The sequence below is a fragment of the Streptomyces sp. NPDC001714 genome, from assembly GCF_042892755.1.
Classification (GTDB): domain Bacteria; phylum Actinomycetota; class Actinomycetes; order Streptomycetales; family Streptomycetaceae; genus Streptomyces.
The window spans coordinates 111,089-135,598 of the sequence record NZ_JBIAUL010000013.1 but is presented as its reverse complement, the minus strand read 5'-3'; the positions used below and the strand labels follow the sequence as shown (position 1 = coordinate 135,598).

General features: G+C 72.0%; 22 protein-coding genes and 6 tRNA genes. 9 read left to right on the top strand and 19 right to left on the bottom strand.

Going from position 1 to position 24,510, the window contains the following annotated elements:
* The 5 genes from ACFY0P_RS31045 to ACFY0P_RS31025 form a co-directional block, all read right to left on the bottom strand.
* On the bottom strand, positions 1-897 hold the full coding sequence (locus tag ACFY0P_RS31045; protein ID WP_388920352.1) for a carbohydrate ABC transporter permease: 897 nt from the start codon (positions 895-897) through the stop codon (positions 1-3).
* Positions 894-1,856: a carbohydrate ABC transporter permease gene (locus tag ACFY0P_RS31040; RefSeq protein ID WP_388920349.1), complete on the bottom strand. Its 963-nt coding sequence runs from the start codon at positions 1,854-1,856 to the stop codon at positions 894-896. The genes ACFY0P_RS31045 and ACFY0P_RS31040 overlap by 4 nt, the downstream gene beginning before the upstream one ends.
* 11 nt (positions 1,857-1,867) lie before the next feature.
* On the bottom strand, positions 1,868-3,154 hold the full coding sequence (locus ACFY0P_RS31035; protein ID WP_388920346.1) for an ABC transporter substrate-binding protein: 1,287 nt from the start codon (positions 3,152-3,154) through the stop codon (positions 1,868-1,870).
* An 895-nt stretch (positions 3,155-4,049) separates the two neighbouring features.
* A tRNA-Val gene (locus tag ACFY0P_RS31030) sits at positions 4,050-4,121 on the bottom strand.
* Between the two features lie 75 nt (positions 4,122-4,196).
* On the bottom strand, positions 4,197-4,661 hold the full coding sequence (locus tag ACFY0P_RS31025) for a TIGR02611 family protein (RefSeq protein ID WP_388920343.1): 465 nt from the start codon (positions 4,659-4,661) through the stop codon (positions 4,197-4,199).
* Between the two features lie 191 nt (positions 4,662-4,852).
* On the opposite strand from ACFY0P_RS31025, the gene ACFY0P_RS31020 reads away from it, so the two are divergent.
* Complete coding sequence (locus ACFY0P_RS31020; RefSeq protein WP_004002642.1) at positions 4,853-5,266, top strand: SsgA family sporulation/cell division regulator; 414 nt, start codon at positions 4,853-4,855, stop codon at positions 5,264-5,266.
* A 271-nt stretch (positions 5,267-5,537) separates the two neighbouring features.
* A complete protein-coding gene (locus tag ACFY0P_RS31015) occupies positions 5,538-6,098 on the top strand; it encodes a CGNR zinc finger domain-containing protein (protein ID WP_388920340.1) in 561 nt (186 codons plus the stop codon).
* An 87-nt stretch (positions 6,099-6,185) separates the two neighbouring features.
* Here the strand turns inward: ACFY0P_RS31015 and ACFY0P_RS31010 are convergent, their stop codons facing one another.
* Both ACFY0P_RS31010 and ACFY0P_RS31005 read right to left on the bottom strand, forming a co-directional pair.
* Positions 6,186-6,338, bottom strand: a complete 153-nt coding sequence (locus ACFY0P_RS31010) for a hypothetical protein (protein ID WP_167450005.1) — start codon at positions 6,336-6,338, stop codon at positions 6,186-6,188.
* Between the two features lie 257 nt (positions 6,339-6,595).
* Positions 6,596-7,051 (bottom strand): hypothetical protein, encoded by a 456-nt coding sequence (locus ACFY0P_RS31005; protein ID WP_388920337.1) that lies wholly within the window; start codon positions 7,049-7,051, stop codon positions 6,596-6,598.
* A 525-nt stretch (positions 7,052-7,576) separates the two neighbouring features.
* On the opposite strand from ACFY0P_RS31005, the gene ACFY0P_RS31000 reads away from it, so the two are divergent.
* Positions 7,577-8,095 (top strand): DsbA family protein, encoded by a 519-nt coding sequence (locus ACFY0P_RS31000; RefSeq protein WP_388920334.1) that lies wholly within the window; start codon positions 7,577-7,579, stop codon positions 8,093-8,095.
* 21 nt (positions 8,096-8,116) lie between these two features.
* Here ACFY0P_RS31000 and ACFY0P_RS30995 read toward each other — a convergent pair whose 3' ends face one another.
* The 3 genes from ACFY0P_RS30995 to ACFY0P_RS30985 all read right to left on the bottom strand — a co-directional run bounded on the left by ACFY0P_RS30995 (position 8,117) and on the right by ACFY0P_RS30985 (position 11,047).
* Positions 8,117-8,941 (bottom strand): GNAT family N-acetyltransferase, encoded by an 825-nt coding sequence (locus ACFY0P_RS30995; RefSeq protein ID WP_388920331.1) that lies wholly within the window; start codon positions 8,939-8,941, stop codon positions 8,117-8,119.
* Between the two features lie 131 nt (positions 8,942-9,072).
* Entirely contained in the window at positions 9,073-9,894 is an 822-nt protein-coding gene (locus tag ACFY0P_RS30990) for an aminotransferase class IV (RefSeq protein WP_388920328.1), read from the bottom strand.
* Positions 9,895-9,976: 82 nt separating this feature from the next.
* Complete coding sequence (locus ACFY0P_RS30985) at positions 9,977-11,047, bottom strand: chorismate-binding protein (RefSeq protein ID WP_388920325.1); 1,071 nt, start codon at positions 11,045-11,047, stop codon at positions 9,977-9,979.
* Positions 11,048-11,225: 178 nt separating this feature from the next.
* Between ACFY0P_RS30985 and ACFY0P_RS30980 the strand changes: the two genes are divergently transcribed.
* The 5 genes from ACFY0P_RS30980 to ACFY0P_RS30960 all read left to right on the top strand — a co-directional run bounded on the left by ACFY0P_RS30980 (position 11,226) and on the right by ACFY0P_RS30960 (position 11,696).
* Positions 11,226-11,298: transfer RNA gene (locus tag ACFY0P_RS30980), tRNA-Gly, on the top strand.
* A 38-nt stretch (positions 11,299-11,336) separates the two neighbouring features.
* Positions 11,337-11,410 (top strand) — tRNA-Cys (locus ACFY0P_RS30975).
* A 1-nt stretch (position 11,411) separates the two neighbouring features.
* Positions 11,412-11,483, top strand: a tRNA-Val gene (locus tag ACFY0P_RS30970).
* A gap of 35 nt (positions 11,484-11,518) precedes the next feature.
* Positions 11,519-11,590 (top strand) — tRNA-Val (locus tag ACFY0P_RS30965).
* 34 nt (positions 11,591-11,624) lie between these two features.
* Positions 11,625-11,696 (top strand) — tRNA-Val (locus ACFY0P_RS30960).
* Positions 11,697-11,746: 50 nt separating this feature from the next.
* On the opposite strand, the gene ACFY0P_RS30955 is transcribed toward ACFY0P_RS30960, so the two are convergent.
* From ACFY0P_RS30955 to ACFY0P_RS30940, 4 genes are all read right to left on the bottom strand, one after another.
* Positions 11,747-12,052 carry a zf-TFIIB domain-containing protein gene (locus ACFY0P_RS30955; protein WP_351958815.1) on the bottom strand — a complete coding sequence of 102 codons (306 nt, stop codon included), beginning with the start codon at positions 12,050-12,052 and terminating at the stop codon, positions 11,747-11,749.
* Positions 12,053-12,173: 121 nt separating this feature from the next.
* Positions 12,174-13,097 carry a phosphotransferase family protein gene (locus tag ACFY0P_RS30950; RefSeq protein ID WP_388920322.1) on the bottom strand — a complete coding sequence of 308 codons (924 nt, stop codon included), beginning with the start codon at positions 13,095-13,097 and terminating at the stop codon, positions 12,174-12,176.
* 412 nt (positions 13,098-13,509) lie between these two features.
* Positions 13,510-13,686, bottom strand: a complete 177-nt coding sequence (locus ACFY0P_RS30945; protein ID WP_123978469.1) for a hypothetical protein — start codon at positions 13,684-13,686, stop codon at positions 13,510-13,512.
* Between the two features lie 209 nt (positions 13,687-13,895).
* Complete coding sequence (locus ACFY0P_RS30940; protein WP_294001445.1) at positions 13,896-14,171, bottom strand: hypothetical protein; 276 nt, start codon at positions 14,169-14,171, stop codon at positions 13,896-13,898.
* Between the two features lie 196 nt (positions 14,172-14,367).
* Between ACFY0P_RS30940 and ACFY0P_RS30935 the strand changes: the two genes are divergently transcribed.
* Entirely contained in the window at positions 14,368-15,708 is a 1,341-nt protein-coding gene (locus ACFY0P_RS30935) for a protein kinase (RefSeq protein WP_388920857.1), read from the top strand.
* A gap of 6 nt (positions 15,709-15,714) precedes the next feature.
* Here ACFY0P_RS30935 and ACFY0P_RS30930 read toward each other — a convergent pair whose 3' ends face one another.
* The 5 genes from ACFY0P_RS30930 to ACFY0P_RS30910 form a co-directional block, all read right to left on the bottom strand.
* Positions 15,715-16,533, bottom strand: coding sequence for an RNA methyltransferase (locus tag ACFY0P_RS30930; protein ID WP_089103193.1), 819 nt, complete (start codon positions 16,531-16,533; stop codon positions 15,715-15,717).
* A 92-nt stretch (positions 16,534-16,625) separates the two neighbouring features.
* A complete protein-coding gene (cobA, locus tag ACFY0P_RS30925; RefSeq protein ID WP_388920317.1) occupies positions 16,626-17,858 on the bottom strand; it encodes a uroporphyrinogen-III C-methyltransferase in 1,233 nt (410 codons plus the stop codon).
* A 421-nt stretch (positions 17,859-18,279) separates the two neighbouring features.
* Positions 18,280-22,038, bottom strand: a complete 3,759-nt coding sequence (cobT, locus tag ACFY0P_RS30920; RefSeq protein WP_388920314.1) for a nicotinate-nucleotide--dimethylbenzimidazole phosphoribosyltransferase — start codon at positions 22,036-22,038, stop codon at positions 18,280-18,282.
* 344 nt (positions 22,039-22,382) lie between these two features.
* Positions 22,383-23,609, bottom strand: a complete 1,227-nt coding sequence (cbiE, locus tag ACFY0P_RS30915) for a precorrin-6y C5,15-methyltransferase (decarboxylating) subunit CbiE (protein ID WP_388920311.1) — start codon at positions 23,607-23,609, stop codon at positions 22,383-22,385.
* A gap of 106 nt (positions 23,610-23,715) precedes the next feature.
* Entirely contained in the window at positions 23,716-24,354 is a 639-nt protein-coding gene (locus ACFY0P_RS30910; RefSeq protein ID WP_388920308.1) for a GNAT family N-acetyltransferase, read from the bottom strand.
* Positions 24,355-24,510 lie beyond the last annotated feature (156 nt).

Here is a 24,510-nt window from a genome sequence, read left to right as displayed (position 1 = left end):
TCAGCCCTTCAGTCCGGAGGTCGCCATTCCGTCGATCAGATAGCGCTGGAAGGCGAGGAAGAACAGCAGCACGGGCAGCAGCGCGACGAGGGACATGGCGATCATCCCACCGTAGTTGGCGGCCACGCCGTCGGAGTCGCGGAACATCATCAGGCCCAGCGAGACCGTGTACTTGCCGGGCTCGTTGAGATAGATCAGCGGGCCCATGAAGTCGTTCCAGGCGTTGATGAAGGTGAAGATCGCGCTGGTGATGAGGGCGGGCCGGCACAGCGGCAGCACGATCGACCAGTAGATGCGGAGGTGCCCGCAGCCGTCGAGCCGGGCCGCCTCGTCCAGTTCCCGGGGCAGATTGCGCATGAACTGCACCATCAGGAAGACGAAGAACGCCTCGGTGGCGAGGTACTTGCCGATCAGCAGCGGGGCGTAGGTGTTGATCCAGCCCAGCTTCTGGAACATCACGTACTGCGGGATCAGCAGTACGTGGTACGGCAGCAGGAGGGTGCCGATCATCAGGGAGAAGAGCAGGTTGCGGCCGGCGAACCGGACGCGGGCGAAGGCGTACGCGGTGAGGGAGCAGGAGACCAGCACGCCGATGACGGCGCCGACGGCGTAGAAGAGGGAGTTCTGGAAGAACGTCCAGATGCTGATGTCCGCTATGCCGTCGGCGAGGCCCTTGAAGTTGGACAGGATCGGGTGGGCCGGGAACAGCTGGAGGCTGTTGATGATGTCCTTGCTGGGCTTGAAGGAGGCACCGATCACCCAGACCACCGGGTAGAGGATGACCGCGAGGATCAGCAGGGCGCCGAGGTGCCAGCCGAGGGATCCGGTCCGGCGGCGGCTCAGCAGGGGCTGCCTGGCCGTGGCCGCGGGAGCCGGCTTGGTGGTGGTCGCGCTCATCGGGCGTCCTCCTCGTAGTGCACCCACTTCTTCTGGGACCAGAAGAGGACGGCGGTCACGAGGGCCACGGCCAGCAGCAGCATCCAGGCCATCGCGGCGGCGAAGCCCATCCGGGCGTTCTGGAAACCCTGCTGGTAGAGGTAGCAGGTGTAGACGAGGGTGGCGTCGGCCGGACCGCAGTAGGTGTTGGAGACGACGTAGGCCGAGCCGAAGACCTGGAAGGAGTGGATGGTCTCCAGGAGCACGTTGAAGAACAGCACCGGGGAGATCATCGGCAGGGTGATGTTCCAGAACCTGCGCAGCGGCCCGGCGCCGTCCATCTCGGCCGCCTCGTACAACTCCCTCGGCACCTGCTTCAGACCCGCCAGGAAGATGACCATGGGCGCGCCGAACTGCCACACGGTCAGGGCGACCAGGCTGTAGAGCACCCAGTCGGCGTTGCCGACCCAGCCGCCGACGTGCCAGCCGAAGAAGGTCTGGGTACGGTCCACGATCGCGTCGTCCGAGAAGAGCGACCGCCAGACGAAGCCGACCGAGACGCTCGCCCCGATGAGCGAGGGGGCGTAGAACGCTGCCCGGTAGAAGGCCTGGCCGCGCCGGCTCTGGGCGAGGAGCATCGCCACCCCGAGCGCGAGCAGCAGCTTCAACGGGGTGCCGATGACCACGTACTTCGCGGTCACCTCCACCGACTTCTGCCAGCGGGGGTCGTGGAACATCGCGGTGAAGTTGTCGAGCCCGACCCACTTCGGGGTGTTGAAGAGGTTGTAGTCGGTGAACGCGAAGTAGAGGGAGGCGGCCATCGGGCCCGCGGTCAGCAGCAGGAAGCCCGCGATCCACGGGGACATGAAGAGGTAGCCGGCGAGGTTCTCGCGCCGGCGGCCCGGCCGCCGCCCCGTGGTGGCGGAGGCGGCCGAACGCGTCCTGCGGGCGGCGGACAGGGAGTCCTTGACGAGCGTCACGGCGGGTCCCATCAGGCCTGGAAGGCGGCCTCGGACTCGGTGAAGAACTGCTTCACCGCGTCGGAGACCTTGGTCTTGCCCTGGCCGAGGTCGCCGCCGATACGCAGGAAGGCGGCCTCGATGGTGTCGGCACCGGAGGGGTGCGGGGTGATCGTGCCGAGCACGCCGGCCTTGGCGGTGTCGTCCTCGTACTGCGCGATCTCCTTGTTCACCGCGTCCGTCGGCTGGTACGCCGTGTACTGCTCGGTGCTCGCGAGGATGCCCCGGTCGTAGCCCATGATCTTGCCGACCTCGGGGTCGTGGACCATGAAGTCGATGAACTGCGCGACCTCCTTGGGGTGAGCGGTGCGGGCGGAGGCGCTCAGCATCAGGGAGGCGAGGTACTGGCCGGTGTGCTTGCCGTCCACGGTCGGGATCGGGGCGAGGCCGTAGGTGCTGCTGCCCTCGGAGGAGTAGCGGACGGTGAAGTTGTCCCAGGTGAACTCCGAGGCGCCGTGGCCGGCCGAGAGGGAGGACTTGGGCTGGTCCTGGGCGACGACCTTCGGGTCGGTGACGAGGCCGGCCTTGACGCGGTTGTAGCCGTCGGCCCACCACTCCGTCAGGTCGGCCTTGTCGAAGCCGAGTCCGTCGTCGGTGTAGAACGCCTTGCCGTTCTGGCGAAGGTAGAGGTCGTACAGGTACATGATGCTGAAGTAGCCGGTGTCCCCCGCGACCTTCGTCCTGTCATGGATGGTCTTCAGGGCCTTGAAGTAGTCGTCCCAGGTCCAGCCCGTGTGCGGCTCGACGCCGGCCTTCTCGAAGACCTTCTTGTCGATGACCAGCGCCATGGTGTTGGAGCCGACGGGGATTCCGAGCTGCTTTCCGTCGACCTCGCCGACCTTCGTCACCCCGGCCCGGAAGTGATCCAGGCTCAGATTTCCCGCCTGAACCTGCGACCTGAGGTCGAGGAGAATTCCTCGCTTGTCGTACTTCCGGAGAAAGGTGACGGCATTTTGGAAAACGTCCGGGGGATTTCCGCCCGCCGCCTGGGTCTGGAACTTCTCCCAGAACGACGCATACGTCTGAAAGTCGGTCTTGACCTTGATCTTCGGGTACTTCTTCTCGAAGAGCGCGATGGTCTTGTTGATCTTCTGTGCGCGCTCCTCGGCACCCCACCACGAGTAACGGATCGTCACCGTTCCGTCCCCGGAACCGCTGCCGCCGCCGCACCCCGCCGTCGCGGCGAGCCCGAGCGCGGCCGCCGAGGCTCCGGCCGCCTTCAGGACGGTCCGCCTCTCCACATTCCTGCCGGTTCCCACAGTCGGGCCCCTCCCCGCAGCGTCGCCGACGCCTGCATGAATCGTTTCAAGTAAGCGCTTGCTGGCACAAGTTACGGAGGGGCCGATGAGGCGTCAATGATTCGGACAGGAATTTCTTGAGGGTGGGGGTGGCGGGGCGGGGCGGGGCGGTGAGACCCCGGGGCATGCGGGGCGGGTGACGTCGCTGGTGAGGGACGTACGGTCGGCGGGTCGAACGCGAAGTGACCTACGGGAGGCGGGGGTTACGGGTTGGCTTCGGTGAGCGGTGCGGAGGGCGCGGCGAGGGGCGCGTGGGGCTGACCGAGGCCCGGGGGCCGGCGCTTGGGGGCGCGGGCGCAGGGCGTGCGGGCGCGTATACCTCCGACCACTACGGCCGGGAACGCGGCACCGTCAGGGGCCGGGGGCGGGAAGTTCACCGTCGGCCGCCTGGAGGAACACCGCAGATCCGTGCCACGGCCGGCCGACGACGCCCAGGCGCCCACGCACCGGCACAGCGGCACGGGGACAGGCCACGTACCGACCGCGGTCGCCGCCACGACCGCGAGCGAAGCAGCAGTCCTTGCGCACCGCACAGCGCACGATGGGGCCGCCGCCCATGCCCTCACCCGGCCGGAGCCCCGCTGCGCGGCTCGGGTGTCCGGGCTCCGGGGCTGCGCCGACGAGCCGCGGCGCCGCCCTGCTCGCCGCCACCGCACCTGAACGACAAGGGCTGCAGGCCGCTCGCCGCCCTCACCGGGGCGCGGCCCCTCCCCCGCCCGACCCTCGCCGCAGTCGCGCCGCGCGAGGTGGCCGTGGTCGCCGGAGCGCCGCCCTGAGCCCCGAAACGACTGCAGGCCCCCCCGACAGAAACAACCGCGGCCCACCTGCTCTCTCGCAGGTGGGCCGTGGTTCCGGGTGGGCGATACTGGGTTCGAACCAGTGACCTCTTCGGTGTGAACGAAGCGCTCTCCCACTGAGCTAATCGCCCGGGCGCAGGAAGAACATTACCCCATGTCAGGGGGTGCCCCCGACCAGTCGCCGGGGGCCGCGACCGGCGGCCGGATCACTCCTCGATCTTCCAGGGCATCACTATCCCGAACCTGGAGAGGTAGATCCCGGCCCCGGCGGCCACGATCACCAGGCCGATCGTCGTGAGCGTGAGGTTGCGGCGGCGCACCTTGGGGTCGAGGGCCTTCTGGGCCGCCTCCGTGACCTTGCGTTTCGTCCAGCGCAGCACCAGCTGGGCCCAGACGAACTCGGTGGCCCAGATCGCCATGCCGGCGAAGATGATCACCCAGCCGGGCCCGGGCAGCGGCAGCAGGACGATGCCCACGGCAACCACCGCCAGACCGATCGCGAAGACCCCGACCTGCCAGCTCAGGTGCAGCACCCGGCGCGCCTTGACGAACTCGGGTGCCCGCGATCCGAGCCCCCGCTCGTCGCGTGCCCGGTCCGTGGTCGTCCCGTCCACCTCGCTCCCGTCCGAGGCCGCGGCGGCCTCGCCCGGTTCGTTACTCCCCGTATTCATACGACCAAACCCTACCCGAGCGATTCCGGTCACCGGAATGGTCGTAGATCGCGTCCAGGTTCTCGGCCGGAAGAGTTACGTAAACACACGCAAAACACTCAGAGGGGTTTACAACGGCACCGTAGGTGGCATGTCGATTTCGCCGACGTGCGAATCCCCGAGCGCACACTGAGCGAAAGGCCCTGGCGCTTATGAACACCACGGTCAGCTGCGAGCTGCACCTGCGCCTCGTTGTGTCGAGCGAGTCCTCCCTGCCTGTCCCCGCAGGCCTGCGGTACGACACGGCCGACCCCTACGCCGTGCACGCCACCTTCCACACCGGAGCCGAGGAGACCGTCGAGTGGGTGTTCGCCCGCGACCTCCTCGCCGAGGGGCTGCATCGCCCCACCGGCACCGGCGACGTCCGCGTCTGGCCGTCCCGCAGTCACGGTCAGGGCGTCGTATGCATCGCCCTGAGCTCTCCGGAAGGGGAGGCCCTGCTGGAAGCCCCGGCGCGGGCTCTGGAGTCCTTCCTGAAGCGAACGGACGCCGCCGTGCCCCCCGGCACGGAACACCGCCACTTCGATCTCGATCAGGAGCTCTCCCACATCCTGGCGGAAAGCTGAGGGCACGCCCCCCCGAAAGCCGCCCGGCGCCGTCCACTCGGGGAGACGGCTCGGGCCTAGACAACCGCATACGGCAGCACCGGAGCCGCCACCGTGTTCGGTCACGGGGCGGCACCGGTGTGTCCGCGTGCTCGTGGAACCGCCGGGGGGCGGTGAGCGTTGTACCGGACAGTCACGAGTGGGACAGGGCACGGTGCGGGGCCCCCGTATGTCGCTACCATCGGCCACCATCGGCGGGCGCCCGCCCGACCCTCAGGCCAGGGAGCGAAACGTGCTGATCACCCACGACACCCGGTGTTCCCTAGACGCCGTGGTGGATCTGGTGAACACGGTGCCGGAGGACGACGCGGCGGCGGACGGACTGCCCGATGTCGCAGCCCTCCAGGAATTCGTACGAAACCACGACATCAGCGACGTGGGCATGCTGTCGGAGTTCGATCTGTCGGCAGTACGCAAGATCCGCGGACGGTTCGCGGGCATCTTCGCCGCTCCGGACGCCCGGACCGCCGCCGGAATGATCAACGAGCTGGTCGCGGCCGCGGGCACCACCCCCCGGCTCACGGACCACGACGGCTACGACTGGCATGTGCACTACTTCGCGCCCGGCGCCTCGGTGGCCGACCATCTCGCCGCCGACTGCGGGATGGCGCTCGCGTTCTTCGTCGTCGCCGGGGAGCAGGAGCGACTGCGGCGCTGCGAGGCCCCGGACTGCCGACGCGCCTTCGTGGACCTTTCCCGTAACCGTTCGCGCCGTTACTGCGACAGCCGGACCTGCGGAAACCGCCTGCATGTCGCCGCCTATCGGGCACGCCGCAAGGAGGCGGCGGGCTGATCCCGGGGGCGCCGGGGTGCCTGAGGCGGGGGTGCGTCGATGCCGACGCCGGTCCCGGCGGGTGACGCCGGGACTGGCGGGTACGGCTCACAGCCACAGCAGGTCGTGCAGCGCAGCCATGAGGAGCAGACACCCGATCACCGCTAGGAAGATCATCAGCGGTGGCTGGGAAAGGGCGAAGAGGCACCCGCGCGGCTCGTCCTTCGGCGGCGCGGCCTCGCTCTGTTTCGTGTCCAGCATCTCGCGGCGATGATGTCCCAGCGGGCACCCGCCGCGCGATCAACACGCCCGGAATGGGCGGGAGTTCGCCGAATTCCGCGATGTCCGTTTCGCTTCCGCCCACCCTCTGAACACTTCCGTGCGCGCCACAGACGCACTGTGTCGTTTCAATGCCTCATGTGAATGTCATATGCATGCGCCCGCAACCCGGCTGAACAGGGCCGCGCCGACGTGCTGCCAGGCGCCGTCGACCGCGCCCCGCCCGCCGCCGCGGCGTGTCATATGCCGTGCTTCTTGAGGATGGCCTCGATGTCACTGAAGTCGTCACCCGAATCGGTGCCGCGGGGCGCCGCCGCGGGCCTGGCCGCCGGGCGGGTGGCCGGACTCAGGGACGGTGCCGGGGCGGCGGGGGCGACGGCGTCGCGCTGTGCGCCCCGGGAGGCCGCCTTGCGCTCGGCACGGCTGCCACGGGTGCCGCCCCGCCGGCGCTCCACGGCACGGGTGGTGGTGAACAGGGCCCAGGCCGCGCCGAGCACGACGAAGCCCGCCCAGGCGGTGGGGCTGAAGGCGGTGTCGGCGAGCCAGCCGACCACGCCGGTCATCACGAGGCCGATGGGGACGAGGGAGTAGGCGGCGATGCGGGCCGCTGCCAGGTACCGCTTGCGATAGGCGGTGACCACGGCGATGCCCAGGCCTGCCGCGGACACGGCGGAACAGACTGTCTCGGCGATCATCCGGTCCTCCTGCGGGCTGGGTCGGGCGGGCGGGCGGGGCGTCGGGCGGAGTGCGCGCGCTGCTTCGCCCCTTCCATCGTGCACCGCCCGGCCCGTGCGATCCATGTCCAGGCCCGACAATCAGGGGCATCTCGGGGTCCTCTCCGGGTCACCTCCACCCCAGGGACGAGCTACGACCACTCCCACCGAGGCCTGTGCCCGTACCTTCCGGCCCATGCCCGTACCGCTTGACGGCCGCCACGGGTCACGGTCACCGGCCGCCGCCGGTCCGGATCACCGACGGCCGCCCGTCCCGGTTGCCGTCCACGGCGCCTCCCGCCCGTCCCGGTTGCCGTCCACGGCGCCTCCCGCCCCTCCCAGGTGCCGTCCACAGCCCCTCCCGGCCACCCGCCGCCGCACGTACCGCCACCCGCCGCGCACGTTCCGCAGGCCGCCGCGCCGGCCCCGGCCGCCGCCCGGTCCCGTGGCCGGCCACCCCGCCGTCTCGATTGGGTGGACGGAGCGTGGCCTGGAAGACTGGTCGGCATGAACGACTCCCCCGCGCGCACCGACGCCCTGGTCCTCGACGTCTGGTGTGAACTCCAGTGTTCCGACTGCCGCAGCGCCCTGGGCGACCTCCGTGCCCTGCGCGCCCGGTACGGTGACCGGCTGGAGCTGCGGCTGCGGCACTTCCCGCTGGAGAAGCACAAGCACGCCTTCGCCGCCGCACAGGCCGCCGAGGAGGCCCTGGAGCAGGGCAAGGGCTGGGAGTACGTCGAGGCGGTCCTCGGCCGGGTCGAGGAGCTGGACCGCGAGGGCGAGCCGTTCCTGGTCCAGGTGGCCGGTGAACTGGGCCTGGACGCCGAGGAGTTCGACACCGCGCTGGTCGACGGCCGGCACATCCTGATCGTGGACGCCGACCAGGCCGAGGGCAAGGCCATCGGCGTGACCGGCACCCCGACGTATGTCATCGGCGGCGAACGCCTCGACGGCGGCAAGAGCCAGGAGGGCCTGCGCGAGCGCGTGACGGAGATCGCCGACCGGTTGCTCGCCGGGCAGGAGTGACCGGGCGGGCGTGACCGGGCCTCAGATCAGGTTCTTGTAGAGGACGCAGGAGACCGTGGCGTACCCCAGCGACTCGTAGAGCCGTTCGGCCGGGGTGTTGCCCCCGAACACGTTGAGGCCGAGGACGGGTCTGCCGGCGGCGATCGTCTGGGTCTCCGCCAGCAGCATGAGGGTGCGGCCGTGCCCCTGGCCGCGGTGGGCGGCGTCGGCCGTCACGTCGTACACCCAGGCCTGGTCCTTCCGGAAGGCCAGCCACAGGGTGCCGACGCGTGTCCCTTCGTGTTCGAGGACGGTGAGCCGCACGTCCTCGGTCGCGAGCCCGCGCGGCAGCAGCCGCTCGTGGTCGCGCCGCGACTTCTCCCGTGCCTCGGCTTCGGGCAGGCCCCCCTGGATCCACGTGCGCGCATACGTCTCGGACTCGTGTGCGAGCCACTCCTCGAACTCGCCCTCGGCCATGGCACGGCCGAAGCTGCCGGCCGGCAGGGCGGGCGGGGTGTCGCCGAGGCGCTTCTCCATCCTGCGGCTGCGCGGGACGTAGCCGAGCGCTGTGACGAGCCGCAGTACCGGCTCCGCGGCGGCCGGGACGCTCAGCTCGATCTGCCGGCAGCCCCAGCCGCGCGCCACCTCCTCCGCGGCGAGCGCGGCCACGGTGCCCCGGCCCCGGCGGCGGTCGGGCTCCTCGATGCGCAGGTCGACGATCCGGGCCACACGGGCGCCGAGATTCGGCGAGGTGCCGAGGTGGAGGGCGCCGACGGGCCTGCTGTTCACGCACACCTGGAAGTGCCGGGACAGCGCCCCGTCGGCGCCGTGCTGGAGCGGCTCGGTCGGCCGCAGGGTCGTCGTCATCAGGGGTGTTCTACCCGCCCGGCACGCCGACGTCAGCCCAATAAAGCCCAGTCCTAAAGCCCCAGTCCTAAAGCCCCAGTCCTAGAGCCCTGTCCTAGAGCCCTGTCCGGCCAAAGCCCCTGGGAGGTCTCTCAGGGATCCAGGTCGTCGCCCGACCGCTCGTCGAAGACGCGCATGGCCTTGGCGGTCACCGGGCCGGGGGCGCCGGGGAGTTCGCGGTCGTCGACGCGGTGCACGGCCTGGACGTCGCGCAGGGTGGAGGTGAGGAAGATCTCGTCGGCCCGCTCCAGGACATCCAGGGGCAGGTCGGTCTCGCGGGCGCCGGTCCACTCGATCGTCAGGGCACGGGTGATGCCGGCCAGACAGCCGGAGGCGACCGGCGGGGTGTGGATCTCGCCGTCGAGGACGACGAAGACGTTGGAGCCGGTGCCCTCGCAGAGCTGCCCGACCGTGTTGGCGAACAGGGCCTCGGAGGCGTCGTGTTGGTGGGCGCGGGCCAGGGCGACGACGTTCTCGGCGTACGAGGTGGTCTTCAGGCCGGTGAGCGCGCCACGCTCGTTGCGGGTCCAGGGGACCGTGATCACGGCGGTGGAGTCGGCACGGCGGCCGGTCTCGCCCACGGCGACCACCAGGGTGGGCCCGCGGTCGCCGCGGTCGGAGCCGAGGGGGCCGTGGCCGCCGGTGTAGGTGATGCGCAACCTGCCCAGCGGCATCGGGTTGGCCGCCAGGACCGCCTCGCAGGCCCGGCGGACCTCGTCGTGGTCGGGGTCGGGCAGGCCGAGGCCCCGGGCCGAGCGGGTCAGCCGGTCGAGGTGCCGGGTGAGCGCGAAGGGCCGGCCCTCGGTCGCCTTCACCGTCTCGAAGATGCCGTCCCCCACGGTCAGCCCGTGGTCGAAGACGGAGACACGCGCCGACTCGACGTCCTGCAACCCGCCGTCCAACCAGATCTTCACTGCTCTCTACCTCACAAGTCAGCGCCGGATGCGTCGGTTGCGGCGGACCGGCCGGGGGTTCGGGGGTGTCCCCCGGGCCGGCTCAGCACCCGGGACCCCCCTCGTTCACGTCGTACGTACCCGACGCTACCGCGAGCAGCCGGGCGGCCTTCAGCTCGGTCTCCCGCCATTCACCCTCCGGGTCGGAACCCCAGGTGATCCCGGCGCCGGTGCCGAACCGCAGCGCGTCCCCGTCACCGTCGGCGGACCGGTCGATCCAGAAGGTGCGGATGCCGACGGCCAGCTCGCCGAGGCCCCGGTCCGCGTCCACCCAGCCGATGCCGCCGCAGTAGGGGCCGCGTGGCGTGGTCTCGAGGGCCTCGATGATCCGCAGGGCGCTCGACTTCGGCGCGCCGGTGACCGAACCGGGCGGGAAGGTCGCGGCGAGCAGTTCGGGCCAGCCGGCGTCGGCGCGCAGTTCGCCGCGGACCGTGGAGACCAGATGGACCAGCCCCGGGTGCTTCTCCACGGCGCACAGGTCGGGGACGGTCACGGTGCCGGTGGCGCAGACCCGCCCGATGTCGTTGCGGACCAGGTCCACGATCATCACGTTCTCGGCGTAGTCCTTCTCCAGGAGGTCCGCCTCGGTACGGCCGGTCCCCTTGATGGGCCCGCTCTCGACGGTCCGCCCCGTCCGGCGCAGGAACAGCTCGGGCGAAGCGGTGGCTGTCTCCACCCCGTGCGCGGGGAGGCGAATCGTTCCGGCATACGGCGCCGGGTTGCCTCGGGCCAGCAGCGCGGTCAGGGCGTCCACGTCGGCGTCCGGGGCGACAGGCGCGGACAGCACGCGGCAGAGGTTGGCCTGATAGACCTCGCCGGCCGCGATGTACGTGCGGATCCGCCGCACCGCCGCCGTGTACGCGGCGTGGTCGAGGGACGACGTCCAGTCACCCACCGCCGGACCCCGCCACCGGCCCGGCACCGGTGCGGGCACCGGCTCCTTCCGTACGTCGCCGAAGCGGGCGCAGGTCAGCCGGCCCTCGAAATCCGCGCAGACGGCCCAGAAACCGGAGGAGTCGAGGGCCGCGGGATCGCTGGTCACGTCGAGGAGGCCGGTGGCGACGCGGTCGCCGAACCGGGCGAGAGGAGGGTGATGAGAAGGACGATGGAGCACGTCGTCGAGTCTATGGCGGGTGTCCTGGGGGTGACCCGGGCATGTCGTCAAGGGTGCCCTGACCACCTCATCCGTCGGGACCGGCGCAGCACGCTGCGCAAACGCGTTTTTGTGCTGGCCCGGGAATCCGCTAGAGTTCAACACGTCGCCGGGACGCGAGAGCGGACCGAAACGACAGGCGGACGTAGCTCAGTTGGTAGAGCGCAACCTTGCCAAGGTTGAGGTCGCGAGTTCGAGCCTCGTCGTCCGCTCGCAGGAACCAGGGGTCTTCCCGATCCCCTACACTCCTGGTGGAGTGGCCGAGAGGCGAGGCAACGGCCTGCAAAGCCGTCTACACGGGTTCAAATCCCGTCTCCACCTCCAAGGACGATTAGCTCAGCGGGAGAGCGCTTCCCTGACACGGAAGAGGTCACTGGTTCAATCCCAGTATCGTCCACTGGATCTTGGTCGGAAGGCCATGGATCTTACCCCGCGCGATTAGCTCAGCGGGAGAGCGCTTCCCTGACACGGAAGAGGTCACTGGTTCAATCCCAGTATCGCGCACGCAGTGCCCGTGATTCTCGGATCATGGCCCCGAGGACGATTAGCTCAGCGGGAGAGCGCTTCCCTGACACGGAAGAGGTCACTGGTTCAATCCCAGTATCGTCCACACAGCAAAGAGCCCCGGCCGTCTCGTACGGCCGGGGCTTCTTCGTGCGCTCAGCTGGAGAAGAGCATGTGCGCCCAGCTCTTGTGGCCGTGGTGACCGTGGCCGCCGTAGTGCCCGCCGTGACCGCCGCCGTGGTGACCGCCACCGTGCGGGGCGCCCCAGGCCGGAGCGGGCGGGGCCGGGTACGCCTGCGGAGCCGGCGGCGGGACGGGCTTGGACCACTGCGCCTCCAGCTGCGTCAGCGCCTCCAGCTCGCCGTAGTCGAGGAAGATGCCCCGGCAGCCGCTGCACTGCTCGATCTGGACGCCGTTGCGGTTGTAGGTGTGCATCGGCGCATGACACTTCGGACACTGCATGGTCGGCTCAACTCCTCGCCGGTAAAAACTGCTTCACGTTCTTCCAGGACAGACTCCGTCCGACCCTGGCCGGTTGCAGCCTACTTCGGGGAATCGGGTGCCAACCGGGCCGGACGAACGGTCATTCCGGGGCCATTCGGGCGCAAGCGTCGACCAGGGACTGCTCCACCTCGTCCAGGGGGCGATCCGCCGCGATCGCCTTCGCGAGGTAGCGCGCACCGGTCTGGACGGTGAGGGCGCGGGCCGGGACGTCCAGGGCGGGCCAGGGGTCGCCGTCCCGCGGCACGGCCGGACCGCCGGCCGCGCGGTAGGCGCCGAGGAAGCGGGTCCACTCGTCGGGCGGGAGGAGGCCGCAGGCGTACCAGGACGCGGGGCGGGCCAGGTCCCAGGCGGGGGCGCCCACGCCGAGATCGTCCACGTCGATGAGGCGCCACGGGCCGTCCGGCGCCGGGTGCCGGACCAGCTGGCCGAGGTGCAGGTCGCCGTGGCAGAGGGTGCCGGGGCCGCACATCGGGGCCTCGGCGCGGGCCCAGGCGGGCAGCGCGGACCAGGCGCGGAGGACGGGTGGCGCGGCGGGGTGGGCGCCCGCGTCCGCGAGGGCTTGCCTGAGCCGGGCTATCGCGTGGGCCGCCTTCGCGGGGCCGCGCATCGGGGGCGCGGCGGGGGTGGGCGGGGCGCGGTGCAGCAGGGCGAGGAGGGTGGCGGCGGCTTCCCAGGGGGCGGCCTCCGGGGCGTCGGGGTCCACGGGGGCGCCGTACGGCCAGAGGGTGACGGGGCGGTCGCCGACGAAGGCGGCGGGGGCCGGGGCGAGGGGCGGGAGGAAGACGTCGGGGAGGCGGGTGGCAATGGCCAGGCGGAGGGTGAGGGCGGTGGGGTCGGTGTCGGGGGCGTGGGCCTTGCCGACGGTCGCCGCGTGGCGGAGGACCGTGGTGTCGGGGCGGTGGGCGAGGGTGGAGGTGCCTGCGCCGCAGCGGCAGGGGGTTGCGTCCGGGTGGGCGGCGGCTGTGACCTCGGCGGTCAGCTGGGGCAGTACGTCTGCGGTCATGCGGTCCCCCGGGAGGTGCGGCTGCGCTGCGGTGAGGGTACGTGGGTGCGGTGGGCCGGGGTTCACAGCCTGGGGCCGGGGCAGCGGGGTGTCGCTTGCCCGCGCTTGCGGGGTGCCTCCCCCAGCCTTCGGCCAGGGGGATCCCCAGCGCCCACCCGTGCCGCCCGCCCCGGCGGCACGACTGCCCGCAGTTGCTGCGTTTTCAGGGGCGCGGGGAACTGCGTGCGCGACCACCCCCCACCGGCCTGCAGACGAACGACGCACGCACGCTGCTGCTGCTGCACAAAAAAGCAATGCCGGCGCAGCTCCCCAGCTGCGCCGGCATTTTGCCGTCCGCCGCACCCCCGTCCCCACGGGGTTTCATGGGTGGATGTCCCCGCCCGGACCGCTCTTCCGGGCCTGGGGTCGCCGCTCAGCGCCCCAGCATCACTCCCACGGACGACGCCTGTGTGGCCACTGTCTCCCAGCCGTCGAAGACGACGAGGAGCAGGACCGCCAGGGGAAGGGCCATCAGCGTCGCCACCAGTGGGTGGCGGCGGCCCTGCCGGCGGGGGCGGGTGGTGTGTGTCCGCTGTGCCGTAAGGGCCATGGTCCCTCTCCTGACCGTGCTCAGTTGTCGTTGGCAGCGGCGGGTGTCTGACCTCGGGGGACGAGTGCTGCACCCGCCGCTTGACCTCAAATCTAGGCGCGTGCCACCTCGCGGACGTCATGCCCTCGTACCGAATCGCGGGCCTCCGAGAGGATGAGCCGTGACCTGCGGTCTACTCCCCTGGGTGGAGACGGGTCCTACGTCTCGTCCTACCCCTCAGGGTCTTCCCGGAGGGGGTGCCCGGTCCTTCCCGGTTTTTCCGAGCTGTCCTCGCGGGGCACCGGCTGCTCGACGAGGGCCAGGACCCTGGTCGCCATGAAGCGGGCGGTCCGGACGACGGCTCCGTTGCGCGTGACTTCGCTCACTTCCACCACCCCCCGCCGTACCGCTGTCTCCACCCGGCGGCCCGCCCTGCTCGCCACCACCTCGTACGTACGGGTCGTGTCGCCGGCGTCCACGACTATCTCCACGCGGTCACCCTTCACAGCATCAATCCCCCTTCTGTGACGGCTTGTTGGAGCAGAGGGGTGGTCAAAGGAGCCGATAACGGCGCCTTCCTGACCACTCCTCAAGTCTCGCACCCGGCACTGACAATCCATCGTGCCGAGAGGGCGCGGCCTCTGCGCACGGGCGGCCCGGTAAACGTAAGCTGTGCCACGTCAGACGGACCGGGCAGCGGGGATGAACATGGCGATGATGCGCCTGAGGCGCGAGGACCCGCGCGTCGTCGGCTCGTTCAGGCTTCACAGAAGGCTCGGCGCCGGCGGAATGGGCGTGGTCTACCTCGGCTCCGACAAGAAGGGGCAGCGGGTCGCGCTGAAGGTGATCCGGCCCGATCTGGCGGAGGACCAGGAGTTCCGGTCCCGCTTCGCCCGTGAGGTCTCGGCGGCCCGGCGGATCAGGGGCGGCTGTACCGCACGGCTGGTCGCGGCGGACCTGGAGGCCGAGCGCCCGTGGTTCGCCACCCAGTACGTGCCCGGTCCCTCGCTGCACGACAAGGTCGCCGACGACGGCCCGCTGGGCGCGGCGGACGCGGCGGCGGTCGGCGCGGCGCTGTCCGAGGGCCTGGTCGCCGTGCACGAGGCCGGGGTCGTGCACCGCGATCTCAAGCCGTCGAACATCCTGCTGTCCCCGAAGGGACCGCGGATCATCGACTTCGGCATCGCCTGGGCCACCGGGGCCTCCACCCTCACCCACGTCGGTACGGCGGTGGGCTCTCCCGGGTTCCTCGCGCCCGAGCAGGTGCGCGGGGCGGCCGTCACCCCCGCCACGGACGTCTTCTCGCTCGGCGCGACCCTCGCCTACGCCTCGACCGGTGACTCGCCCTTCGGGCACGGCAGTTCCGAGGTCATGCTCTACCGGGTCGTCCACGAGGAGCCGCAGCTGCACGGCGTGCCGGACGCGCTCGCTCCGCTGGTGCGGGCCTGCCTGGCCAAGGACCCGGAGGAGCGGCCGAGCACGCTCCAGCTGTCGCTCCGGCTGAAGGAGATCGCCGCGCGCGAGGCGCAGGGGCTGGCCGACGTACGGCCGCCCGCGCCGCGTGCCGCGGAGGCGGACCGGCCCACCGGGCGGCTCACCGAGACCTACCCGAACTACCCGGATCCGCACCGCACCCAGCGTCGGCCGCAGTCCTCGGCAGGCGCGTCGGGCGCGCCGGTGCGGGGCAACGCTCCCTCGCGCGGCGGCAGCGGCCCGCGCCCGACCGGCGGTGTGCCGTCCCGGCCGAACGGCGCGCGCCCCACACCCGCCCCACGCGGCAACGGCACCCGGCCCGGGAACGGGACCGGGAACCGGCCCGCGTCGCGCGGTGGTAGCGGCCGTCCCGGGCCGCGTCCCACGGGTGCCGGACGGCGGCCGGCCAATCCGCGGCTGCTGCGCCAGCGGCTGTTCGTGTTCGTCGTGGTGACCCTGCTGGTGGCGCTCGGGATCGCGCTGGCCCAGGGCTGTTCCGGCCCGGCGCACGGGATGGGTGTGCCGGGTGGCGGTGTCGTAGCCGCGAAGGCCGTGGCCCTCAGGGAGTAGCGGGTCCTACGCCTCGGGGCGGCCGGTGGTCACCGCGTAGAAGGCGACCGCGGCCGCCGCGCCCACGTTGAGGGAGTCGACGCCGTGGGACATCGGGATGCGCACCCATTCGTCGGCGGCGACCAGGGCCTGCGTGGAGAGGCCGTCGCCCTCCGCGCCGAGCATCAGGGCGACCCTGTCCATCCGGTGCGGGGCCGCCTCGTCCAGGCTGCGGGCCTTCTCGTCCGGCGTGAGGGCGAGCAGCGTGAAGCCTGCCTCGCGGACCGAGTCCAGGCCCTTGGGCCAGGTGTCGAGACGGGCGTACGGCACCGAGAAGACCGCGCCCATCGAGACCTTCACGCTGCGCCGGTAGAGCGGGTCGGCGCAGTCCGGGGAGAGCAGCACCGCGTCCATGCCGAGGGCCGCCGCCGAGCGGAAGATCGCGCCGATGTTGGTGTGGTCGTTGACCGACTCCATGACGACGACCCGGCGGGTGGTGCGCAGCAGCTCGGCGGCCGTCGGCAGCGGCTTGCGCTGCATGGAGGCGAGGGCACCGCGGTGCACGTGGTAGCCGGTGACCTTCTCGGCGAGCTCCGGACTGACCGCGTAGACGGGGGCCGGGAGTTCGTCGATGACGTCGCGCATGACATCGACCCACTTGGCGGACAGGAGCATGGAACGCATCTCGTAGCCCGCGTCCTTGGCCCTGCGGATGACCTTCTCGCCCTCGGCGATGAACAGGCCCTCGGCCGGTTCGCGCTTGCGGCGCAACTCGACGTCGGTCAGGCCCGTGTAGTCGCGCAGGCGCGGGTCGTCGGGATCCTCAACGGTGATGAGATCGGCCACAGGGTGATACTGCCTTGTCCTGGGTGGGGTGCCAATGGTCTGGGGCGGGTTGTGTTACCCGGGGTTACGTCGATGCCCGCGCGGGTGCCCTTTCAGGCGGTCGGCCGTGGCCCGACGTTCACGACCTCGCCGATCACGATGACCGCGGGGGGTTTCACTTCCTCCGCGCGGACGACCTCGGCGACCGTGGCGAGGGTCGCGTCGACCCGGCGTTGAGCGGCCGTCGTGCCTTCCTGGACCAGGGCGACGGGCGTCTCCGGGGACTTCCCGTGCGCGACCAGGGTCTCGGCGATCTTGCCGATCTTGTCGACGCCCATGAGGACGACGAGGGTCCCGGTGAGCTTCGCGAGGGACGGCCAGTCGGCCAGCGAGCGCTCGTCGTCAGGCGCGACATGGCCGCTGACCACCGTGAACTCGTGTGCGACGCCCCGGTGGGTGACCGGGATGCCCGCGGCGGACGGCACGGAGATCGAGCTGGAGATGCCGGGGACGACGGTGCAGGGGATGCCGGCCTCGGCGAGCGCCTGGACCTCCTCCATGCCCCGGCCGAAGACGTAGGGGTCGCCGCCCTTGAGCCGTACGACCGACTTGCCCTGCTTGGCGTGTTCGATCAAGGCGTTGTTGATGGCCTCCTGGGCCATGTAGCGGCCGTACGGGATCTTCGCGGCGTCGATCACCTCGACGTGCGGCGGGAGTTCGGCGAGGAGGTCGCGGGGGCCGAGGCGGTCGGCGATGACGACGTCGGCGGCGGCCAGCAGGCGGCGGCCGCGGACCGTGATGAGGTCGGGGTCGCCGGGGCCGCCGCCGACCAGGGCGACGCCGGGGGTGCGGGTGCGGTGGTGGGGGGCGACGAGGGTGCCGTCGCGCAGGCCCTCGACGACCGCGTCCCGGATGGCGGCGGTGTGGCGGGGGTCGCGGCCGCGCGCGTCCGTGGTGAGGACGGCGACCGTGACGCCCTCGCTGTGGCCGGTCGCCGGGGTCCAGGCGGTGGCCTGGTCGGCGTCGTCGGAGCGCACGCACCAGACGCGGTGGCGCTCGGCCTCGGCGGAGGCGGCGGTGTTGGCGGCGGGGTCGCTGGTGGCGATCAGGGCGTACCAGGCTTCGCCCAGGTCGCCGTCCTGGTAGGGCCGCCTGGCCCAGGTGATCTCGCCGGCGTCGGCCATCGCCTCGACGGAGGGGGTGGCTTCGGGGGATACGAGGGTGATGTCGGCGCCGGCCGCGATGAGGGCGGGGAGGCGGCGCTGGGCTACCTGGCCGCCGCCGAGGACGACCACCTTGCGGCCGGTGAGGCGGAGGCCTACGGGGTAGGCGGGGTGTTCGGCCATGAGGTGCGGCTCCTCTTTCGGCGGCGATGGGTAGCCCTGACGTGGGCATTTTAGGTGGCGCCGGGTGTGGGCGGGTCAGGTGTCCGATGGCTGGGCGTCGGGTGCCGGGTGCAGGACGGTGGGTGGTTGTGCCCACCCGTTCCGCCCTGGGGGCACCTCCCAGGCCCTTAAGGCACTGGGGGAGGAACGACTGCCCACAACCACCCGGTCGACCGACAACGAACCCGGCGCCGCCGTCCCGCGGCCCGCAGCCATCGGCCATCGGCCATCGGCCATCGGCCATCGGCCATCGGCCATCGGCCACCGGCCACAGCCACAGCCACAGCCACAGCCACAGCCACAGCCACAGCCACAGCCACAGCCACAGCCACAGCGAATAACGACCAGCCGGCCGTTGCAGGAACGCGGGACCGCCGTCGGCCTACTTCTCCGTCACGCCCGCCGAGTCGAAGGTCGCCACCTCGTGCATGGCCCTCGCTGTGCTCTGGACCAGCGGAAGGGCCAGCAGGGCGCCCGTGCCCTCGCCCAGGCGGAGGTCGAGGTCGACCAGGGGGCGCAGGCCCAGCTTGTTCAGGGCTGCCACGTGGCCCGGTTCCGCGCTGCGGTGGCCGGCGATGCAGGCGGCGAGGACCTCGGGGGCGATGGCGCGGGCCACCAGGGCGGCGGCGCCGGCGCTGACGCCGTCGAGGATCACCGGCGTGCGCAGGGAGGCGCCACCCAGCAACAGGCCCACCATCGCCGCGTGTTCGAAGCCGCCGATCGCGGCCAGGACGCCGATCGGGTCGGCCGGGTCCGGCTGGTGGAGTTCCAGGGCGCGGCGGACCACCTCGGTCTTGCGGGCGAGGGTCTCGTCGTTGATGCCGGTGCCGCGGCCGGTGACCTCGGCGGGGTCGGCTCCGGTGAAGACGGAGATGAGCGCGGCGGAGGCGGTCGTGTTCGCGATGCCCATCTCGCCGGTGAGGAGCGCCTTGTTGCCGGCGGCCACCAGGTCACGTGCGGTCTCGATGCCCACTTCGATGGCCTGCTTGGCCTCCTCGCGGGTCATCGCGGGGCCCGTCGTCATGTCGGACGTGCCGGCCCGGACCTTGCGCGGGAGGAGACCCGGCGTGGCGGGCAGCTCGGCCGCGACGCCGACGTCGACCACGCAGACCTCGGCGCCCACCTGGCCGGCGAACGCGTTGCAGACCGCTCCCCCGCCGAGGAAGTTGGCCACCATCTGCGCGGTGACCTCCTGCGGCCACGGCGTGACGCCCTGGGCGTGCACCCCGTGGTCGCCGGCGAAGATCGCGACGGCCGCGGGCTCCGGGATCGGCGGCGGGCACTGCCGGGACAGGCCGGACAGCTGTGCGGAGATGATCTCCAGCATGCCGAGCGCGCCGGCCGGCTTGGTCATCCGCTTCTGCCGCTCCCAGGCCTCGCCGAGCGCCTTGGCGTCCAGCGGGCGGACACTGGCGACGGTCTCCGCGAGCAGGTCGTGCGGGTCCTCGCCGGGCAGCGCTCGGCGGCCGTACGTCTCCTCGTGCACCACCCAGGAGAGCGGGCGGCGCTTGGACCAGCCGGCCTGCATCAGCTCGGGCTCGTCCGGGAACTCGTCGACGTACCCGACGCACAGGTAGGCGATGACCTCGAGGTGCTCGGGCAGCCCGAGGGCGCGGACCATCTCGCGCTCGTCGAAGAAGCTGACCCAGCCGACGCCGAGGCCCTCGGCGCGGGCGGCGAGCCAGAGGTTCTCGACGGCGAGGGCGGCGGAGTAGGGCGCCATCTGCGGCTGGGTGTGCCGGCCGAGGGTGTGGCGGCCGCCGCGCGTCGGGTCGGCGGTGACGACGATGTTCACCGGGGTGTCGAGGATCGCCTCGATCTTCAGTTCCTTGAACTGCTTGGCGCGGCCCTTGGGAAGGGACTTGGCGTAGGCGTCGCGCTGGCGCATGGCCAGTTCGTGCATCGAGCGGCGGGTGTCGGCCGAGCGGATGACGACGAAGTCCCAGGGCTGGGAGTGGCCGACGGAGGGCGCGGTGTGGGCGGCCTCCAGGACGCGCAGCAGCACCTCGTGCGGGATGGGGTCGCTGCGGAAGCCGTTGCGGATGTCACGGCGTTCACGCATGACCTTGAGGACGGCCTCGCGCTCGGCGTCGTCGTAGGCGGGCGCGGCCGGGCCGGTGGACTGACGTGCTTCTGCCACGGGGGCCGTGCTCTCTTCCTGGTCGGCGGCCCTGGTGTCCAGGTCCTCCGCTTGCTGTACGACATCGAGGTGCTCCGGCAGCGGAGCGGGTTCGGCCTCACGGGGTGCGGGGACCGTCGCGGCCTGCTCGGGCAGTGCCGGTCCGCTCTGGTCCTGGACGGGGAGGACCAGCGGGTGGGGCGGGGTGGGGGCGAGGTGCGGGGTGGTCGGCACCTGGCCGTCGACGGGGACGAACTCGCCCAGGGGGTGGTCCGGCACCGGTTCCGTCGGGACGGCGGTCTCCGGGGCCTCCTCGGCGGCGGGCGCCGAGCCCTGGATCTGCGGGCCGGCGAGGGGCACCTGGACCGGCTGGGCGGGATGTGCCTCGGGAGTACCGGCCGCCGGTACGACAGCCACCGCGGGGACGTCGGCCGACGCGGGCTCGGTGTTCTGCTCGGCCTCCGGGACGTGCGGCGTGAGCGGCTCCGCCGACGGGGATGCCTGGGGGACCTCGGCGGCGACGGGCGCGGGGGCTGCCGGGGCGGCCCGCTCGGCGGCAGCCTCCTCGGGCTGCACCGGCACGGCGGGCACCGGCTGGACGGGCTCGGCCGCGACGGCCTCCGCAGCCGGGTCGGACTCGGGCGCGACAACCTCCGGCGCGACAACCTCCGGCGCGACAGCCTCCGGCGCGAGAACTTCCGCCGCGACGACTTCCGGCGTGACGACGTGCGGCGCGACAGCCTCCGGCGCGACCGCTTCCGGCGCCGGGCCCGGCTCGGGCACCACGGGCTCCGTGGCCTGCTCGACCTCGACCGGCGCCACGGCCTGCGGCTCCGGCGCGGCCGCCGGTGCCTCCGCGACCGGCTCCGGCTCCGCGAGCTGAGGACCGGCCTCCTCAGGCACCGACGCGGCAACGCCGTCCGCTGCCGTGTCGGCACCGGGAGCCTGCACGGCCTCCGGACCCACCAAGCCGGCCGGAGCCACCTGCGTCGGCACCGCATCAGGCGCCTGCGGAGCCTGCGGAACCTCGGCGGTCCCCGGAGCCTCCGGAACCTGCGTCGCCTGAGCGACGTCCGGCGCCTGCACGACCGGCGGCGCCACCGGCTCGGCCACCGGCACCGGAACGCCGCCGTCGACCGGCTGGGCCGCGCCCTGCGGACCGTACGTGGACTCGGGCTGCGCGCCGGGGCCGAGCGCCGGTGCCTGCGGCTCGCCCGCGGCCCCCGTGACCACGGCAGCCGTGGCGAGCCGGGCGACGGCCGCCTGGGCGGCGCGGGTCAGGTCGGGAGTTCCGAGCTCGTGGGCGACCGCGGGCTGCGGCTCGGGCTCCGGAACAGCGGGAGCGGCAGGGGCGGCGGGAGCCGCGACAGCAACCGTCTCCGCAGCCGGAACAACCGGAGCAACCGTTTCGGCAGCCGGGGCCTGTGCGGCCACCTGGGCCACCGGAGCGGCCTGCGGGACGGCCTGCTGTGCCGGCTGCGGAATGGTCTGCGGCGCTCCCCAGGGCGCGGCGGACGGCGGTACCGCCTCGTGCAGCGGCTGGACGTCGAGGTACTCGGGACCGGACGCCGCCGCGCCCGGCTGCCGTACCGGCGTGCCGGCCGGGCCGCGGTCGGCGAGGGAGCGGACCGGACTGGTGGAGGTGTCCGGGATCGGCGGGCCGAGGTGCAGCGGGCGGCGCGGCGCCGGGGCGGCCGCCGGGTCGTGCGGCACGGAGAGGATCGGGGACGCCGGTACCGAGCTGGGCAGCCGGACGGCGGTGAGGTCGACCGAGCCGCTGTCCCGGCCGCCCATCTCGTGCGGGCCGGGCTCGTGGACGGTCTCGACGACCGGCTCCGGAGGCGGCGGCGGCACCTCGTTCCCCCAGGCGCCCTGGGCTCCGGGGAGCAGCAGGTCTTCCTCGTCCTCGGCAGGCGACTCGGAGAGGTAGGTGTACGCGCCGTGCGCGGGAACGCCCGGCTGTTCCACCATGCCTGCGCTCTCCGGCAGTCCCTCGCCCGGGACCTGGCCGGTGTCCGTCATGCGTACCCCTCGCCCATCGGTTAGTGCCTTCTACGACCAGCTCGCCCGGGGCGGCGCACCGACCGCCCCACTGTCAAGAACGAGCGTGCGTGCCCAGCGGCACGAACGACCCGCCGGAAAAGGCGACAAAGCCATTCAGTGGCATTGTCCCGGCCGTTCGACCGTCGCGACAGCGTGATCCGCGACAGCCCGCTGTGGACTGCGCCACGTTGCGCGTCCCCGGTTCTGCCGTACCACACCGGTCCCAAAAGGAGCGCGTTTTCCGGATATTGACGAACGAACTTCCGGGTCACCGGTGCGGTGCAGCGATCGGCCAGCCTACCGCGCGCAGTATGACAACAGGATCACGGGGCGCGCTCGGGGAGAACACCGCTGAGCAGGAACGCGACGTTCCGCTCGGTCTCCGTCCAGGCCCTGGTGTCGAGTTCGACGGACTGGAGAAGGGCACATTCGACCTGGTATCCGTGCTCGGTCAGGTCGCGGCCGACGAGTTCGGCCGCGTCGCGGGTGGCGGCGTGCGTGACGATGCGCTGCGGGCGACGGTCGGCGACCGCGTTGACCACCGTCGCTCCCCCGCCGCCGACCCGGACGACGTCGGGCTCGGGCAGGTTCTCCAGCACGTGCGGGGCGCCGCCGTGCACGATCTGGAGTTGGACCCCGAACCTGCGGGCGGCCGTCTCACTGCGGACGCAGGCCGCGAGGTCCCGGTCGACGGCGATGACGGCGGCTCCGGCGCGCGCGGCCTCGGTGGCGAACGCGCCGCTGCCGCAGCCGATGTCCCAGACCAGGTCTCCGATCCGGGGCCCCAGGCGGGCGAGTTGGGCGGCCCGCAGCAGATCCGTTTCCCCTTCGCCGAGCGGGGCTCCGTCGCCGTACTCCGCGTCGGGCTGCACCCAGCCGCGCGGGCCGGTGGCCGGGTCGCGGCCGGCGATCCAGCCGCCGCCCTCGGGAACCGTCACCGGTCCGGTCGTACCGCCGATGACGATGACGACGTTGGGGTCGCGCCAGGCGTGGTCGGCGGCCTTGTCGGAAGTGACGACGTGGACCTGCTCGCGTTCGGTGCCGAGTTCCTCGCAGATGACGAAGGTGCGGTGGACGCCCTCCATGAGGAGGCCCAGTTCGGCCGGGCCGGCGCCGGGTGAGGTGAGGACCGCCACCTTGGTGTGCGCGCGGCACACATTCACCGCGCGTCGCAGGGTGCGCCGGTGTGCGACCACCACCTGTGCGTCGTCCCAGGGCATCCCCGCGCGGGCGAAGGCGGCGGCCACCGAGGAGACGGCGGGGACGACCTCGACCTCCAGGCCGAACTCGGGTGCGCGCAGGGTCCGTACGACGCCGAAGAAGCCGGGGTCGCCGTCGGCGAGCACCACGGCGGTGCCGCGGTGGCCGGCGATGCGGCGGGCGGCGAGGGCGACGCTGCCGAGGCGGATGCGTTCGGCGCGGGGCGGCACTTCGGGGAGCGCGAGATGGTGGGCCGCGCCCGCGACGAGCGTGGCGGCGCCGAGGGCGGAGCGTGCCGCGGCTGTCAGCGGCGAGCCGTCCCAGCCGATCACTGTGACGCGGTCGGCCATAGTCGTCGGTCTCCAGAGGGTTTACGCAGGTAGGGCTACGTGAGGTTACCTGGTGGAAGGTGCCGTCGTCGTGACGGCGGTCGTTCCTCCATGGGGCCCCGAGGTGTCAGTTCCAGTCGTTGAAGGAGGTGAAACCCCCGGTGTCGGCCAGTTGTTCGCTGACCCCGGCGAGGTCCTCGGGCAGCAGGCTCCAGACGATGACATCGGTGCGCACGTCGATCCACTCCCCGTTCTCCGCCCGGGTCCGCGCTATCCAGGCGTTGCGGAGCACGCCCTCGCTGATACAGCCGATCTTCTGGGCCACCTGCTGGGAGGCGGTGTTGTCGGCGGCGGTGCGCAGCTCCATCCGCTCGAACTTCTGGTCGTGGAACAGCCAGTGGGCGGTGGCGAGGGCCGCCTCGGTGGCGTACCCCTCACCCCGGGCCCAGGGGGCGACGACGTACGCGATCTCGCTGGCACGAACGCGCCAGTCCGTGTTCTGCAGGTGCACCATTCCGACGAGGCGCTGGGTGAGGAACTCGGTGACGGCGAAGACGATGCCACGGCCCTCGGCGCGCTCGGCGGGGGCCCTCTCGGTGATCCAGGTGCGGGCGTCGCCCTCGGTGTAGGGCTGCGGCACGGACGTCCAGGCCCCGACCTGTTCGTCGTTCATCATCTCGGCCAGGGCGGGCACGTCGTCCTCGTCGAGGGGACGCAGCACCAACCGCTCCGTGCTGATGGAGATGTTGGGGAAGGTGCTAGTCATGCGCCGCTCCGTAACCTTCGGAAATCCTTCAGGGCCAAACCGTCAGGGCCTGCGAACTGCCCAGCATGCAGCATGAAACCACTGAACCGCACGACGGGGTCCACCCCCTGTGAGGGAATGGACCCCGTGCGTGGCGATACGTTCGCTTTGGACGTG

Excerpts from the sequence above, each read along its gene's own strand:
- ACFY0P_RS31005 (WP_388920337.1), bottom strand. The coding sequence starts at position 7,051 with ATGATCGCCGAGACAGTCTGTTCCGCCGTGTCCGCGGCAGGCCTGGGC.
- ACFY0P_RS30950 (WP_388920322.1), bottom strand. The coding sequence starts at position 13,097 with ATGACCGCAGACGTACTGCCCCAGCTGACCGCCGAGGTCACAGCCGCC.
- cobA (WP_388920317.1), bottom strand. The coding sequence starts at position 17,858 with ATGGCCGAACACCCCGCCTACCCCGTAGGCCTCCGCCTCACCGGCCGC.
- cbiE (WP_388920311.1), bottom strand. The coding sequence starts at position 23,609 with ATGGCCGACCGCGTCACAGTGATCGGCTGGGACGGCTCGCCGCTGACA.
- ACFY0P_RS30935 (WP_388920857.1), top strand. The coding sequence starts at position 14,368 with ATGAACATGGCGATGATGCGCCTGAGGCGCGAGGACCCGCGCGTCGTC.
- cobT (WP_388920314.1), bottom strand. The coding sequence starts at position 22,038 with ATGACGGACACCGGCCAGGTCCCGGGCGAGGGACTGCCGGAGAGCGCA.
- ACFY0P_RS30955 (WP_351958815.1), bottom strand. The coding sequence starts at position 12,052 with ATGCAGTGTCCGAAGTGTCATGCGCCGATGCACACCTACAACCGCAAC.
- ACFY0P_RS30945 (WP_123978469.1), bottom strand. The coding sequence starts at position 13,686 with ATGGCCCTTACGGCACAGCGGACACACACCACCCGCCCCCGCCGGCAG.
- ACFY0P_RS31000 (WP_388920334.1), top strand. The coding sequence starts at position 7,577 with ATGAACGACTCCCCCGCGCGCACCGACGCCCTGGTCCTCGACGTCTGG.
- ACFY0P_RS31025 (WP_388920343.1), bottom strand. The coding sequence starts at position 4,661 with ATGAATACGGGGAGTAACGAACCGGGCGAGGCCGCCGCGGCCTCGGAC.
- ACFY0P_RS31020 (WP_004002642.1), top strand. The coding sequence starts at position 4,853 with ATGAACACCACGGTCAGCTGCGAGCTGCACCTGCGCCTCGTTGTGTCG.
- ACFY0P_RS30910 (WP_388920308.1), bottom strand. The coding sequence starts at position 24,354 with ATGACTAGCACCTTCCCCAACATCTCCATCAGCACGGAGCGGTTGGTG.
- ACFY0P_RS30995 (WP_388920331.1), bottom strand. The coding sequence starts at position 8,941 with ATGACGACGACCCTGCGGCCGACCGAGCCGCTCCAGCACGGCGCCGAC.
- ACFY0P_RS31045 (WP_388920352.1), bottom strand. The coding sequence starts at position 897 with ATGAGCGCGACCACCACCAAGCCGGCTCCCGCGGCCACGGCCAGGCAG.
- ACFY0P_RS31010 (WP_167450005.1), bottom strand. The coding sequence starts at position 6,338 with ATGCTGGACACGAAACAGAGCGAGGCCGCGCCGCCGAAGGACGAGCCG.